Origin of the sequence: Alteromonas sp. AMM-1 (assembly GCF_047290655.1) — a bacterium.
Taxonomy (GTDB): Bacteria; Pseudomonadota; Gammaproteobacteria; order Enterobacterales; family Alteromonadaceae; genus Alteromonas; species Alteromonas mangrovi.
The window spans coordinates 68389-81773 of record NZ_JBLBUE010000005.1 but is presented as its reverse complement, the minus strand read 5'-3'; the positions used below and the strand labels follow the sequence as shown (position 1 = coordinate 81773).

The 13385-nt window shown below is 49.7% G+C and carries 16 protein-coding genes; 11 read left to right on the top strand and 5 right to left on the bottom strand.

From position 1 onward, the window contains the following. The 3 genes from ACLR2L_RS02375 to ACLR2L_RS02365 all read left to right on the top strand — a co-directional run. On the top strand, positions 1-425 hold a 425-nt coding region (locus ACLR2L_RS02375; RefSeq protein ID WP_413365356.1), incomplete at its 5' end, for a cbb3-type cytochrome c oxidase subunit I. A 10-nt stretch (positions 426-435) separates the two neighbouring features. Next, on the top strand, positions 436-1011 hold the full coding sequence (locus tag ACLR2L_RS02370) for a cytochrome c oxidase assembly protein (RefSeq protein ID WP_140957869.1): 576 nt from the start codon (positions 436-438) through the stop codon (positions 1009-1011). Between the two features lie 17 nt (positions 1012-1028). Continuing rightward, positions 1029-1910, top strand: a complete 882-nt coding sequence (locus tag ACLR2L_RS02365; RefSeq protein ID WP_413365354.1) for a cytochrome c oxidase subunit 3 — start codon at positions 1029-1031, stop codon at positions 1908-1910. Between the two features lie 3 nt (positions 1911-1913). On the opposite strand, the gene ACLR2L_RS02360 is transcribed toward ACLR2L_RS02365, so the two are convergent. After that, positions 1914-2123: a DUF2909 domain-containing protein gene (locus tag ACLR2L_RS02360; protein WP_140957867.1), complete on the bottom strand. Its 210-nt coding sequence runs from the start codon at positions 2121-2123 to the stop codon at positions 1914-1916. Between the two features lie 127 nt (positions 2124-2250). Here ACLR2L_RS02360 and ACLR2L_RS02355 point away from each other — a divergent pair, with 127 nt between their 5' ends. Genes ACLR2L_RS02355 through ACLR2L_RS02330 form a run of 6 tightly spaced genes read left to right on the top strand, consistent with a single transcriptional unit; the run spans position 2251 to position 6628 of the window. Next, a complete protein-coding gene (locus ACLR2L_RS02355) occupies positions 2251-2901 on the top strand; it encodes an SURF1 family protein (RefSeq protein WP_413365352.1) in 651 nt (216 codons plus the stop codon). Beyond that, complete coding sequence (locus tag ACLR2L_RS02350; RefSeq protein WP_413365350.1) at positions 2867-3439, top strand: hypothetical protein; 573 nt, start codon at positions 2867-2869, stop codon at positions 3437-3439. The genes ACLR2L_RS02355 and ACLR2L_RS02350 overlap by 35 nt, the downstream gene beginning before the upstream one ends. Positions 3440-3448: 9 nt before the next feature. Further along, a complete protein-coding gene (locus ACLR2L_RS02345; protein WP_413365348.1) occupies positions 3449-4426 on the top strand; it encodes a COX15/CtaA family protein in 978 nt (325 codons plus the stop codon). 9 nt (positions 4427-4435) lie between these two features. Next, complete coding sequence (gene cyoE / locus ACLR2L_RS02340; RefSeq protein ID WP_140957864.1) at positions 4436-5365, top strand: heme o synthase; 930 nt, start codon at positions 4436-4438, stop codon at positions 5363-5365. Beyond that, complete coding sequence (locus ACLR2L_RS02335) at positions 5362-6015, top strand: SCO family protein (protein ID WP_140957863.1); 654 nt, start codon at positions 5362-5364, stop codon at positions 6013-6015. The genes cyoE and ACLR2L_RS02335 overlap by 4 nt, the downstream gene beginning before the upstream one ends. Before the next feature lie 4 nt (positions 6016-6019). Then, the gene (locus tag ACLR2L_RS02330) at positions 6020-6628 is read left to right on the top strand and encodes a GNAT family N-acetyltransferase (RefSeq protein WP_413365345.1); all 609 of its coding nucleotides are present in this window, start codon (positions 6020-6022) and stop codon (positions 6626-6628) included. A 9-nt stretch (positions 6629-6637) separates the two neighbouring features. Here ACLR2L_RS02330 and ACLR2L_RS02325 read toward each other — a convergent pair whose 3' ends face one another. Beyond that, positions 6638-7723 (bottom strand): polysaccharide deacetylase family protein, encoded by a 1086-nt coding sequence (locus ACLR2L_RS02325; protein WP_413365343.1) that lies wholly within the window; start codon positions 7721-7723, stop codon positions 6638-6640. A gap of 96 nt (positions 7724-7819) precedes the next feature. Between ACLR2L_RS02325 and ACLR2L_RS02320 the strand changes: the two genes are divergently transcribed. Continuing rightward, entirely contained in the window at positions 7820-9085 is a 1266-nt protein-coding gene (locus ACLR2L_RS02320; protein ID WP_413365366.1) for an MATE family efflux transporter, read from the top strand. Here the strand turns inward: ACLR2L_RS02320 and ACLR2L_RS02315 are convergent. Both ACLR2L_RS02315 and nfuA read right to left on the bottom strand, forming a co-directional pair. Then, positions 9060-9287, bottom strand: coding sequence for a hypothetical protein (locus ACLR2L_RS02315; RefSeq protein WP_413365341.1), 228 nt, complete (start codon positions 9285-9287; stop codon positions 9060-9062). The genes ACLR2L_RS02320 and ACLR2L_RS02315 overlap by 26 nt on opposite strands. A 21-nt stretch (positions 9288-9308) precedes the next feature. Beyond that, positions 9309-9887: a Fe-S biogenesis protein NfuA gene (gene nfuA / locus ACLR2L_RS02310; protein WP_140957859.1), complete on the bottom strand. Its 579-nt coding sequence runs from the start codon at positions 9885-9887 to the stop codon at positions 9309-9311. Between the two features lie 122 nt (positions 9888-10009). Between nfuA and ACLR2L_RS02305 the strand changes: the two genes are divergently transcribed. Next, on the top strand, positions 10010-12676 hold the full coding sequence (locus ACLR2L_RS02305) for a M14 metallopeptidase family protein (protein WP_413365339.1): 2667 nt from the start codon (positions 10010-10012) through the stop codon (positions 12674-12676). Positions 12677-12731: 55 nt separating this feature from the next. Here ACLR2L_RS02305 and ACLR2L_RS02300 read toward each other — a convergent pair whose 3' ends face one another. Continuing rightward, positions 12732-13346 (bottom strand): ComF family protein, encoded by a 615-nt coding sequence (locus tag ACLR2L_RS02300; protein WP_140957858.1) that lies wholly within the window; start codon positions 13344-13346, stop codon positions 12732-12734. Positions 13347-13385 lie beyond the last annotated feature (39 nt).

The window sequence follows — 13385 nt, the reverse complement described above, 5'->3', positions numbered from 1 at the left end:
TGGCGCACTTCCACTATGTACTGGTAACAGGGGCCATCTTCTCGATTATGGCGGCAGTGTATTACTGGCTGCCCAAATGGACCGGTCGGATGTTTGATATCACGCTGGCGAAGTGGCACTTCTGGTGTTCGCTGATTTCGGTAAACCTGCTGTTTTTCCCTATGCACTTCGTAGGATTGGCCGGTATGCCGCGCCGTATTCCGGATTACGCACTGCAATTTGCCGACTTTAACAAGTGGATCAGCATTGGTGGTTTCGCATTCGGATTGTCTCAGCTGATATTCCTGTGGGTAATGATTAAAGCATGCCGCAAGCAGGGTGAACCAGTGAGTAGTCAGGTGTGGGAAGGTGCAGAGGGTCTGGAATGGGAAATTCCGTCACCGGCACCGTATCACTCGTTTGAAACGCCTCCTGTAGTGAAATAGGCAGACTGTTATGGCAACAACTTCCCACACCGCATTGGTAGGAAAGTTAGTCCTGGTTGTAGTGGCCATGTTTGGATTTGGTTTTGCATTGGTGCCGTTATATGACGTGTTCTGCGACATTACCGGCATTAACGGCAAAACCAACGAAACAGCTGCTACGGCCTATGTTGGTGAGGTTGATGAATCCCGCACTATAACGGTGGAATTTATTACCCGCACGCATACGGGCATGCCGTGGGAATTTCGGGCGCAAACACATCGCGTAAAGGTGCATCCTGGCGAATTGAATACGGTTGAGTTTTATGTAAGAAACCCCGCTTCCAAGCAAATGGTGGCGCAGGCTATCCCGTCGGTTACACCCGGTCAGGCAGCATTGTTTCTGAACAAAACCGAGTGCTTTTGCTTTAACAGTCAGCCACTGAGTGCAGGTGGCGAAGCACTAATGCCAATGCGTTTCTACGTCGATCCACAAATTCCTGAAGACATACATTTTTTCACTGTGCAATACACGTTATTTGACGTCACCGGCGGCAACGGTGGTGACAAAAAAACTAACCCTTTCCTGACTTCAATCACTGAGAATTGAGGTCTAAGGAGAACATTATGCAACAACAAGAGTATCAGAAGTATTATGTTCCGGCACAAAGCATATGGCCTATCATAGGGGCCGTTGCGTTGTTTTTAATTGCAGTAGGGGCCGGTACCTTTGTAATTGAAAGTACGCGTGGCGAGAGTGGTTTTGGGCACAATATCCTGGCAGTAGGCATTGCTGTGCTGTTGGTGATGTTGTTTGGCTGGTTCCGCGATCAAATAAACGAATCCATGAGTGGCCTGTACAGCGATCAGCTTGGCCGTTCTTACCGTCAGGGAATGAGCTGGTTTATCTTCTCTGAAGTGATGTTCTTTTGCGCATTCTTTGGAGCGCTGTTTTATGCACGCGTAATTGCCCTGCCCTGGTTGTCTGGCGAGTCAAACAACGCCATGACCAATGAAGTGTTATGGCCCGGATTTGAAGCCTTCTGGCCTCTTATTCAAACACCCGATGGCACAACCACAACCGCAATGAGCTGGGCAGGTTTACCCACTATTAACACCATCATTCTGTTGGTGTCTTCCGTTACTCTGCACTTTGCTCATGTGGGCCTGGAACAAGGCAAGCGTAAACAGTTAACGGCAATGCTGGGTATTACCATCCTGCTGGGCTGTGGCTTCCTTACATTACAGGTAGAAGAATATATTCATGCCTATCAGGAGCTGGGTTTAACCCTGCAATCGGGTATTTACGGTAATACGTTCTTCTTGCTTACCGGCTTCCACGGTATGCACGTAACGCTGGGAACCATCATACTCATTGTATTGTTCCTGCGTGTACTGAAGGGCCACTTCACCCACGACAACCACTTTGCGTTCCAGGCCGGTAGCTGGTACTGGCATTTTGTAGATGTTGTATGGGTAATGCTCTACGTATTTGTGTACGTGCTGTAAACGTTAATACGGGCGCGGGTTAGGTGTGATGAGACCGGTAGAAATTGCCAGCAAAATGATCACCACTATAAGGGCTGATGTCATTACCCTGCGCCCAATATATTTGCTCATGGGCTGGTGTTTGGGGTTGTTACCTAACATGGCTTTCATGGCCAGAAACAGGTTAAACACCATAAACAGCAACAATCCAACGATTACTATTTTAACTAACATGCCAGTTACTCCTGCCAACGGCCAATCCAAGCGCTCATCAGGTAGGTCCTGGCCGGTTTTGGCAACCCTGCTAACCATAGTTGCAGTAGCAATAATGGTGTCCTTGGGTTGTTGGCAGCTTGCGCGCATGGAACAAAAACAACAACGTTTGCACAGCATAGCGCAAAAAGCAGCTCAGGCGCCAATGCAGGTTTCGCAAGCCTTACAATCTTTTAGCGATGTAAGAGATATACCCGTGTCTTTTAGTGCTGAGGTTGATTCCAGCCGGGCTATTCTGCTGGATAATCAGGTTTATCAGGGGAAGCCTGGCTACGCTGTGATCGTGCCGGTTCGTTCTCAAGAGCAGCAATTCCTAGTTAATTTGGGTTGGGTACCCGCACCTGCTCAACGTGACCAATTGCCGGATATCGTGATGCCTGCCAGCGTGTTCAATATGGAGGGCGTAATTTCTGTACCGGGTAACAACCGGTTAATTTCCGAAACCGCTACGCAGTTCAATACTTTTCCGTTGCGACTGCAGCAAATTGACATAGCAACCCTCAATCTTCAATGGGGCACATCGATGCCCAATATTCTTGTACAGCGAATTGCGTCTGCGCCTGATCTGACTGGCTTTACACCGGTTTGGCAGGCAGTCGTTATGCCCCCTGAAAAGCATCTTGGTTATGCTATTCAGTGGTTTGGCCTGGCGCTCGCCGCTGTCGTTATCTTTTTTTCAGTGTTAATGCGGAGAGCAAACAATAATGACAACTATGGTTCAGACTCAAGAAAGGCCTAAACGCTCCCTCCTGATCATTTTTGCGGTATTTGTACTGCCTGTCGTGCTGGCTAAACTGGCACTTGATGGAGACTGGTTTGAACGCGGTGCCACCAATCGCGGTGAATTATTACAACCCGTTGTATCGCTAACGTCGGTATTGGAAAACCAACCGCCTAGCTGGCGGGTGATGTATATAGTGCCTGCTGCCTGTAATGCAGAGTGCGAAAATGCCCTGTATGCCATTCAGCAAGTGTGGGTAGCCTTGGGTAAAGAAACTGACAGAGCCAAGCCGGCTGTATTTATCACACCATCCAGTGACCCAATGGCTTCTGCGAAGCTTGCTGACTACCCCCATATTCAGGCAATGACGGTTACTGCTGAGCAGGCCGCTTCGCTTAATAACACGGCGTTAGTTGATCACCTGTTTATTGTGGATACCCAGGCTAACGCTATGCTGCGTTTCCCGGTTTATGCATTGCGTCAGGACGCAATCATGGGCAGTCGCGATGTGCTGGCAGACTTGCGTAAGTTGCTAAAACTATCGCGTATTGGATAAGGAGTCGTTATGCGTAAACTGGTTGGTTTCAGCATCATACTGGCTGTTGTGGTGATTGTACTGGGCGCATACACACGCTTAACCGACGCTGGTCTGGGCTGCCCTGATTGGCCCGGCTGCTATGGACACCTAACCGTGCCCGAAGCAGAGCATCACGTTGAGGCTGCAAATGAAGCGTACCCTGAACGTCCGGTAGAGGCGCACAAGGCCTGGAACGAAATGATTCACCGCTATTTTGCCGGCACATTAGGGCTGTGTATTCTGGCTATTGCCATCATCACACTGATAAAGCGCGAGCCAAACAGGCCGCTAAAACTGCCAATGCTGTTGCTTGGTCTGGTGATCTTTCAGGCACTGCTCGGCATGTGGACTGTTACCCTGAATTTGTTACCGGTAGTGGTGATGGGCCATTTGCTGGGTGGGTTTAGTGTACTTACCTGCTTGTTTTTATTGTATTTGCGCCTGTCGGCATTTCGTCTTGGGTATGTCAATGCCCGCGTTAAACGCTATGCCGGCTTTGCTGCACTTGGGGTGGTGGTGCTGGTTGCGCAAATCGCATTAGGTGGCTGGACATCAGCAAATTATGCCGCGTTGGCCTGTACTCAGTTTCCGGTGTGCGAAGGTGACTGGATAGGCAGCATTGACTTCAATGGTGCCTACAGTGTGCCCGACGCGGATAATTATGAGTTTGGCGCGCACAGCTATCCTGAGCGCATGACAATGCACATAGTGCATCGCTTCGGCGCGGTGGTAACCCTGCTGTATTTAAGCTGGCTCGCACTCACCCTGTTCCGTCGTTCAGGTTCAAGGGTAATAAGGCAAGCTGCAGTGATCCTGGCTTCAGTACTGTTGCTGCAAGTGGGTCTGGGGGTGAGTAACGTGGTATTCAGCCTGCCTCTGAGTGTGGCAGTGTTGCACAATGCCATTGCGGCCTGTTTATTATTGGTGTTGGTGATGATCACTTACACCCTGTATCGAAAAGTGTAGGAGGCTGTTATGGCTAAAACCACAATATTGTCTGACAGTGCATCATCTGCAAAGCCCCTCACCGGGTGGCGTGCATCCTGGCGCAATTACTATGAAATGACCAAACCCCGCGTAGTGATGTTATTGCTGCTCACAGCGCTGGTAGGCATGTGTCTGGCTACGCCGGGCTGGGTGCCGGTATCCACACTGGTTGCAGGGCTAGCGGGAATTGGCTTGCTGGCAAGTGCTGCGGCAGTCATTAATCACGTGGTTGATCACAAGATCGACAGTCAGATGGCGCGTACGTTTAATCGTCCCGTTGCCAAAGGCAAAGTGAGTGTAAATAACGCGCTGATATTTTCATTTGTGCTGGCCGTAGTGGGTTACGTTGCATTGGAATTATGGGTTAACAGATTAACCGCATTGCTCACGCTGGCCAGTTTATTTGGCTATGCTGTGGTGTACACCATGTTCCTGAAACGCGCCACACCGCAAAACATTGTCATTGGCGGATTAGCGGGGGCAGCGCCGCCGTTACTGGGCTGGACGGCGGTAACTGGTCAGGTTGATCCCTACGCATTGTTGCTGGTGCTGATTGTGTTCACTTGGACGCCACCGCATTTCTGGGCACTGGCGATTCACCGCGAAAAAGACTATGCCAAAGCCAAAGTACCTATGCTACCGGTTACGCATGGTGTGGAATTCACCAAAACCTGTGTAGTGTTATATACCGTGTTGCTGTGTCTGGTTTGTTTATTGCCTTATCTGATTGGTGAAGCCCACTTGCTTTATCTGATGGGCTCATCGTTGTTGAACGCGGGTTTCATGTACTATGCATTGAAATTGAAATATGCAGCTGATCAGCATACCGCCATGACAACATTTAAGTTTTCAATTATTCATCTCATGGTATTGTTTGTCGTATTACTTGCAGATCACTACATACCATTAACACTATGAGTCAAAAAATCTGGATCGCACTTGCAGGCATACTGGCGTTGTCTGCAGGTGCATTTGTTGCCGTTGTAAAGCCTTTCCAGCCTTCCGTCTCAGCGCCCGAATACTTCCAGTATTTTCCCGAGCCCAGAATACTCGCTGACATCAGTTTGGTTGATCAATCAAATACACCTGTTGATAACGGCGTGTTTAGCGGGCATTGGAGTTTGTTATTTCTGGGGTATACCTACTGCCCGGACATTTGCCCCACCACGATGGCCTCCCTTGGAAGAATTTATCCAGAGCTAAAAAGTAATGGTACAGATGCGCCAATTCAGGTAGTGTTTGTGTCGGTCGATCCTAACAGGGATTCACCAGAAAGGCTGGCTTCTTACGTTGAGTACTTTAATACAGAGTTTGTGGCACTAACCGGTGAACACGCTCAATTGTTTCCGTTTGTACGTTCTCTTGGGCTGATGTACGCCATTGCTGAAAGCACAGACAACCCCAACTACCTGGTTGACCACAGCGCCTCTGTGGTGGTCATTGATCCTCAGGGGCGGGCTTTGGGACGATTTAAACCAAAGTATACTCCCGGTGAGCTTGCCGTCAGTGATAGCATACAAATTGCTAATGATTTGCCTTTAATCATAGGTAATTACAAGAAAAACTAATGCCATGTTGAGTGAAATACGTAGCGCCAGATTGGATGATGGCGGCGTTACCGTACCACTTCTGTTTGATGCAGGTAAGCGCTTACTAACAGAAGTCTTTGGTCTGGGCGATCCACAGGTTGCGCAGGATTACCTTGCGTTTGCCTGGCAACAGGGCGGCGGACAATATGGCAGTGACAACCACTGGGTAGCAGAGACAAACGGTGAAGTAACCGGTTTGATCAGTTGCTGGCACAGCCACCTTCCAGAAAATTTTGACCGCGTAACGTTGCAATCCATCGTCGATTTTTACGGCATTGATACGGCATTGGATGTGGTGCTGAAGTCACAGTTGTACATGGCTGTTATTGAACCACCCATGTTTTTGGAAATGGGCGTTGGCCATATTGCAGTGGTTGAATCGGCGCGCCGCTCGGGCGTTGGTGCCGCACTGCTTAAATACATGGAAGAAAAAGCCCGTTCGTTAAAGAAAAATGCCGTAGTGCTCAACTGTGAAGTTGATAACCACGGTGCCCTGCGCTTTTATCAAAAAATGGGTTATGCAGAACACCGGGTAAACGACAAGTTCATCCAAATGATCCGCGCCATTCCACTGAACCGTTCTTCGTTTTAAATCCCCGCGTTAATCCGGGAAGTTTCCATTTTTGTCGGCCCTGAAAAACGGTGTTGAATACCAAAAGTAACGACCCGGCATACTGTTTGATGGCGCTGTGCAGTTTACTCGGGAGCGGCCTACAGGCAGCGCTTTGCTGAGTTCGAAACTAAAGCGGTTCGCGTCTGTCTCAACCGGCAACGCATCGCCCTGGTAGTAGCAGGTTACCTGACTTAAACGCAATTGTTTGGCGACGTTTTCATCCAGCGTAACCGTAAAAGGTCCGGGTAATTCAGCACCGGTGAGCTCCGGATTGGACAGTGATACTGAAACTACCGGCATGGCAAAACTGGCCATTTTGGTTTTCAGCGTCGAGAGCTTTGCGTAGGGCCCGGCAGCGGGGAACCGTGGAATAGCGGCTAAATCAGAAAAGGGCCCCACCGCACCTGAATGTTGCCCAAAGCCGATGTAACCCTGTTCTTTTACCTTGTTTGCCAACATTTCGTTGTACTCGCCAAACGGATAGGCCAGATATTTGAGCGATTCACCAATGTGCCCGGTGATTTGTTTTTCAGCCTCTTCTACATTTTGCCAAATTCGGGTCAGCCACTGGTTGTTATTCTCGCCAGCGTGTTTCTCCAGCATATGCAAATGATCCAGGGTGTGATTGGCAAAGGTTACGCCATCTTTGTGCATAATCTTAACTGTGTCCCAGGTTAACTGGTTCGACTGAACACCAATTACCGAGGGGTTAATGAAAACAGTATAAGGAAAACCATATTCTTTTAGTAATGGATGGGCGTTCTCGTAGATATTGTCGTATCCATCGTCAAACGTGATTGCCAATGCGTTATCGGGCAACGGCCTATTGTGTCTGGCTGCTTCTACAATGTCTTTCAGTGGAAACACTATGTAATTGGCCTTTATGAACGCCAAATGCTCGGCAAATTCCTGTGGGGTTACAGAAGTGCTTCGCGGTGTATTGGTGGCAACATGGTGATACAGGAGGATAACTGCCCCTACATTTTTAAGCTCTTTTGCCTGTACTGCGCTGAATGCGGCGGTAACACCCCAAATCAACATCGAGAAACCGAAGGCTCTCATGATAGACTGCATGCATTCTCCTTATTTGCCCGGACTGCTGTGACCCGCGCTGCGTATTTACAACGGGGTTTGCCCGCTCACATAACCCTGATCACACTGGCAGTGCCCATGATCCTGGCTAACATTACCACGCCCTTACTGGGTTTGGTAGACACGGCCGTGATGGGGCACATGGATGCTTCGGCCCCCCTGGCTGGCGCGTCTATTGGCGGATTAATCCTTACGCAACTTTATTGGGTGTGCGGCTTTCTGCGTATGTCGGCAACCGGATTAAGTGCCCAGGCCAGAGGCAGGCAAAGCGAAGAGGACATTGCCAAAACCTGCTATCAAACGGCATTTGTAGGCGTGGTACTTGGTCTGCTATTGCTAACGTTACAACAACCCGTGTTATGGATGGGTATGGCACTTACCGAACCCTCTGCAACGGTGGCAGGATTTGCCGGGCAATACTTTCATGTGCGGGTATGGGGTGCGCCAGCGGCGTTAACCAATATTGCACTGATTGGCTGGCTGGTAGGCCAACAGAAAACCCGGGCAGTACTGGTTATACAGGTAGTTGGTAACCTGCTTAATGCCGGATTGGATGTTGCGTTTGTGTGGTCGTTGGGTATGGGCGTTGAAGGCGTGGCGCTGGCAAGTGTAATAGCTGAATACACGATGACGCTGTTGGGGATTGTTGTTGCCATGCGCCGAATCGGCCATGTAAAGCCAGTTTGGCAGTGGTTTGGACGCAGCGCACAGAAAGTGCTGATGAAACTAAATGGCGATATGCTGCTTCGCAATCTCGCTCTTCAGGCCTGCCTGGCATTTTTAACCATTCAGGGCGCGCGTTATGGCGAAACGGCTACGGCGGTAAATGCCATTCTGATGCAATTCTTTGTGCTAATTGCGCTTGGGCTGGATGGTATTGCTTTCGCCGTAGAAGCTACGGTAGGGGAAGCTGCCGGGGCACAGAATAAACAAGGTGTGATCAGGCAAACGCATCGCGGGCTGATATGGTCCAGCGTAGTGGCAGTTGGCTATGCCCTCACGTTTTACTGGTTTGGCAGTTCAATTGTGTTGCTGCTTACCGATATAGAGGCTTTGTACCTGGCCGCCATGCCTTACCTGCCTCTTATGGTATGGCTGCCGTTACTGGCACACTGGTGCTTTTTATTTGATGGCGTATTTGTGGGACTCACTCGCGCTAAATCCATGCGTAACACCATGATCATCAGTGCGCTGGGGGTGTACTTTCCGGTGTGGTTTGTATTGCGTGACGCTGGTAATGAAGCCTTGTGGTGGGCTCTACTGGCCTTTCTACTCGCCCGGGGGCTAACACTGTCAGGAAGCTTTTACCGGTATTACGTTAATCGTTGCGACGAGCAGGGTTAATGTTTTTGGTAAGTCTGAACCACAGTAGTGCCAGGTAACCTGTCATGGCCCAACCGAACCCGCACAACAGAATAACAATACCGGCATAATACAACGGGAACCACCACCAGGCACCGGCCAGCATGGTAATAAAACCCAGAGCAAATACAACCAGGCCCTGGGTGAATCGATGCCAGCCTTTGGGTGGGGTTACCGTGTCCATGCGCGTTGCAGTGTTGCCCGCTTAGTAATAAGAATGATCGCCTGCTGTGTGCTCGGTGGCATCGCGTACACCTTTTATTTCGCCGGCAAATTGCTCGAGCATTTGCTTCTCGATACCCTCTTTAAGTGTTACGTCAACCATGGAGCAACCGTTACAGCCGCCGCCGAATTGCAGTATAACGTAGCCTTCTTCGGTGACTTCCAGCAACACCACTTTACCGCCATGATTGGCCAACTGAGGGTTTATCTCAGATTCAATCATGTAATTAATGCGTTCTACCAGCGGGGCATCATCGGCCACTTTACGCGCTTTTGCGTTAGGCGCCTTGAGCGTCAGTTGCGAGCCCATCTGATCCGTGACATAGTCAATTTCGGCTGCTTCCAGGTAAGGTACGCTTTCTTCGTCTACAATGGCTTCAAAACCATTAAACGGCAATCGCATATCGGTAGCTTCAACCGCGTCTGGTGGGCAGTAAGACACGCCACACTCGGCGGTAGACGTACCTGGATTGACCACAAACACCCGAATATTTGTGCCAGACTCCTGGTTAGCCAGAAGCTTAACAAAGTGAGCCTGCGCCTCAGTAGATATTGAGATCATGATAGAGTCCTGCATAATCATAGAATTGTAGGCATGATAACAAATTTACTTGAGTAAAACACTCGGGTATTAAAGATAATCAGACTAAATGCACGACAGATAGTACAAGGCTCAATAATACAATGATGAAAGTCTTTCAAACCGGTTTCTGGATGCATATCCGGAAGGCAGTCCGGTGTGTAGTCAGCAGTGATCGCGCACAGGATGCCAACGCATTCGCACACTCTCCGTCACAACACCCGCGCTATGCAGCCTCCGTAGGATTGGCGCTGGTATTTTTATTGAGCAGTCCGTTCTCACTGGCAGCAGGAAAACCGGCTAATGCTTATCTACCGGCAAACAGCGCACTTAATCCGGCTATTCCATCGCCGGAATCGGTATTGGGTTACCCGGTTGGCACCTGGCATGTGCGCCACGATCAACTGGTGCGATACATGGAAATACTGGCCGAAAAATCGGATCGGATTAGTCTGGAAGTGACCGGCTACACCCATGAACAGCGCCCGTTACTGTTGTTAACTATTACCGCACCTGAAAATCGCAAAAACCTGCCCAAATGGCGTGAGGAACACGTTGAGAATGTTGCTCAGGGGACCCGGGCTGCCGACAATGCGCCGCTGGTTTTGTACATGGGGTATAGCGTACACGGCAACGAGCCGTCAGGGGCGAATGCGTCAATGCTGGTGGCGTATTACCTTGCCGCATCCAGTGATGCCCGGGTAACAGCGATGCTTAAAAATAACGTGGTATTGCTGGATCCATCGTTTAATCCGGATGGGCTGTCGCGCTTTGCACAATGGGCAAATATGCACAAAGGTCAGGTGTTGTCGTCGGATCCGGATCACCGGGAGCATACCGAAGGCTGGCCTAACGGGCGCACCAACCATTATTGGTTCGACCTGAACCGCGACTGGCTCATGCTGGTTCATCCTGAATCCCAGGCGCGCATTAAACAATTTCAAAAGTGGCGTCCTCATGTTTTGACTGATTTTCATGAAATGGGCACCGACAGTACCTATTTCTTCCAGCCGGGTGTGCCCAGTCGCAAAAACCCATTTACCCCGGAAGGCAATGTTCGGTTAACCGAGGCATTGGCTGAGAGCTTTGTGCAGGCGTTTGACGATCAAAAAACACTGTATTTCAGCCAGGAAGGGTTTGACGATTTTTACTACGGCAAAGGATCTACTTACCCCGATGCCCAGGGCAGTATTGGTATTTTGTTTGAACAAGCCAGTAGCCGCGGGCATATACAGGATTCGGTAAATGGCCCGGTTGAATTCGCGCAGACCATACAGAATCAGTTCACAATGTCGTTGGCGGTATTCGATGGCGCATTAAAAAACAAAGCGGCTTTAACGGAATATCCCCGACGCTTCTTCAACGAAACTCAATCGTTAATCAAGGATGACAGCGTCGCTGCGTATGTATTGAATGAGCCCAATGACAGCTGGCGTTTAGCGCAGGCTAAATGGGTGCTGGAACAACACAATATTGATTTTATTGTGCCCGCAGAAGATGTATCGGCAAATGACAAAACTTATTCTGCACCCCATTCGTTGGTAGTGCCGTTGGATCAGCAAAAATACCGTTTAATCAAGTCGTTGTTTTCTACTCAACAGCAGTTTCCGGACAACACCTTTTATGATGTATCGAACTGGAACCTTCCGCTGGCATTTGACCTGAACTATGCGTCGATGTCGGCGCGGGAATTAAAGCGCGTAAAAGGCGGCGCAAAACATGAGAGCGCGTTGCCAGTGGTTGCCAATAATGCCTACGGTTATGCCTTTGAATGGCATCACTTTAAGTCTCCTGCATTATTACAGACGCTGTTATCGTCGGGGGTGAATGCACGTATTGCCACAGGGTCATTTACCGCTGCTACCACAGGCGGAGAAAGGGTATTTGAGCCGGGAAGCATAGTTATTCCTGCCGGATTGGCTCAACCAGATAATCTGGCAGGGTTAATTGCCAGCGCCAGTCAAACACAGCAAGTACCCGTGTATTCCATTACCAGTGGTTCAACATCAGCAGGCAATGACCTGGGGAGCCGCAGTATGGTGCCGGTACAGGCACCTAAAGTGCTGATTGTAGGTGGCGAAGGTGCCGACCCCTATCAGGTTGGCGAAATCTGGCATTACCTGGATACCCAGGTTGGGATGCCAATTACCTTGGTTGAGCAAGCGCGTCTAGGCAGGATTAATTTGTCTGGTTATTCACATATTGTGTTTGCCGCAGGCCGTTACGAGCTAAGTGATAAAGACACCAAAGCGATAGGCGAGTGGGTAAAAGCCGGTGGAACACTGATTGGGCAAATGTCTGCCCTGTCGTTATTCGCCAAGGAAAAGTGGTTGTCATTGCAGGTAACCGACCGCAATGACGTTGATCGCTTGTTTGATGAATCGGGGCTTACCTATGCTGATCGCGATGCGTTGGCAGCGAAAAAGCTGATTGCTGGTGCTGTGTATAAAGCTGATATCGATATTTCACATCCGCTGTTTTACGGTTTTGATGAGCCCTATTTACACTTGTTTAAAACCACCAACATGATTGTAAGCAGTAGTCAGTCACCATTTAACGTGCCTGCACGCTACACGAAATCGCCGTTGGTGGCAGGATATAGTGCCGATGTGCTGGCCGATGAAATTGCCGGTAGTGTAGCCGTGATAGCGCAAACTATGGGTAAAGGACGGGTAATTGGCTTTACCGACAACCCGCAGTTTCGCGGATACTGGTATGGTACCAGTAAGCTCATGAGCAACGCGTTAATGCTCTCGGAAGCCATTCGCTAGTCCGTCTGCAACAGTTCAGGCTACCAGCGCAACACTGGTAGCCTTGTTGTTCTAACTAGTTTGGCAGTTTCATTCTTAACTTCCGAATACTACCTGGCACCAAGGCAGCCGAATCTGGTTTTGAAGGCGTAATGGCAATGGCCCAAAGGTCAATCTGAATATCCGGATTAGCCGCTTTCAGCATTTTACTGAGTGTAGCGGCAGTAGCGCCTGTGGTAACTACATCATCCAAAATAGCCACTCGCGAGGGCAATGAGGTTTCGCTCAGTGTGTAAGCTTGAGTCAGATTGTTAAGTCTGGCCTGCCTGCCCAGCAATTGTTGTTTTCGTTGCAAGCTGCCTCTGCTTGCCCAGTCGGTATAAACCGGCACAGATAGCTTCTGGCCTATTGCATTGGCGAGCAGCAGGGTTTGATGGTAACGGCGTCTGGCGAATCGCCACGCAGAGGTAGGGACGGGTAAAATACAGCCAGGCAAAGGTGCTTCTGATGACCATGCATACCTTACAAACCATTCAGCCAGCGTTTGAGCTAACTGAGGGTGACCGGTTTTAAATTGCTTCACCAGTTGGTTTAGCGGCCACTGATAATACCCACAGGCATATACCGATGAGTAGTATCCGCGTGTCAGGCCCTTTTTTATCGGGGGCCACTGCAAAAGATTGGCAGGCACGACGGGATAGTTAAAGTATAAACAGTCGTGCTCGCACGT

What these genes read in the sequence shown, in the direction of transcription:
- ACLR2L_RS02370 (WP_140957869.1), top strand. Translation starts at nt 436, where the DNA reads ATGGCAACAACTTCCCACACCGCATTGGTAGGAAAGTTAGTCCTGGTT.
- ACLR2L_RS02365 (WP_413365354.1), top strand. Translation starts at nt 1,029, where the DNA reads ATGCAACAACAAGAGTATCAGAAGTATTATGTTCCGGCACAAAGCATA.
- ACLR2L_RS02360 (WP_140957867.1), bottom strand. Translation starts at nt 2,123, where the DNA reads ATGTTAGTTAAAATAGTAATCGTTGGATTGTTGCTGTTTATGGTGTTT.
- ACLR2L_RS02355 (WP_413365352.1), top strand. Translation starts at nt 2,251, where the DNA reads ATGGAACAAAAACAACAACGTTTGCACAGCATAGCGCAAAAAGCAGCT.
- ACLR2L_RS02350 (WP_413365350.1), top strand. Translation starts at nt 2,867, where the DNA reads ATGACAACTATGGTTCAGACTCAAGAAAGGCCTAAACGCTCCCTCCTG.
- ACLR2L_RS02345 (WP_413365348.1), top strand. Translation starts at nt 3,449, where the DNA reads ATGCGTAAACTGGTTGGTTTCAGCATCATACTGGCTGTTGTGGTGATT.
- cyoE (WP_140957864.1), top strand. Translation starts at nt 4,436, where the DNA reads ATGGCTAAAACCACAATATTGTCTGACAGTGCATCATCTGCAAAGCCC.
- ACLR2L_RS02335 (WP_140957863.1), top strand. Translation starts at nt 5,362, where the DNA reads ATGAGTCAAAAAATCTGGATCGCACTTGCAGGCATACTGGCGTTGTCT.
- ACLR2L_RS02330 (WP_413365345.1), top strand. Translation starts at nt 6,020, where the DNA reads ATGTTGAGTGAAATACGTAGCGCCAGATTGGATGATGGCGGCGTTACC.
- ACLR2L_RS02325 (WP_413365343.1), bottom strand. Translation starts at nt 7,723, where the DNA reads ATGCAGTCTATCATGAGAGCCTTCGGTTTCTCGATGTTGATTTGGGGT.
- ACLR2L_RS02320 (WP_413365366.1), top strand. Translation starts at nt 7,820, where the DNA reads ATGATCCTGGCTAACATTACCACGCCCTTACTGGGTTTGGTAGACACG.
- ACLR2L_RS02315 (WP_413365341.1), bottom strand. Translation starts at nt 9,287, where the DNA reads ATGGACACGGTAACCCCACCCAAAGGCTGGCATCGATTCACCCAGGGC.
- nfuA (WP_140957859.1), bottom strand. Translation starts at nt 9,887, where the DNA reads ATGATCTCAATATCTACTGAGGCGCAGGCTCACTTTGTTAAGCTTCTG.
- ACLR2L_RS02305 (WP_413365339.1), top strand. Translation starts at nt 10,010, where the DNA reads ATGATGAAAGTCTTTCAAACCGGTTTCTGGATGCATATCCGGAAGGCA.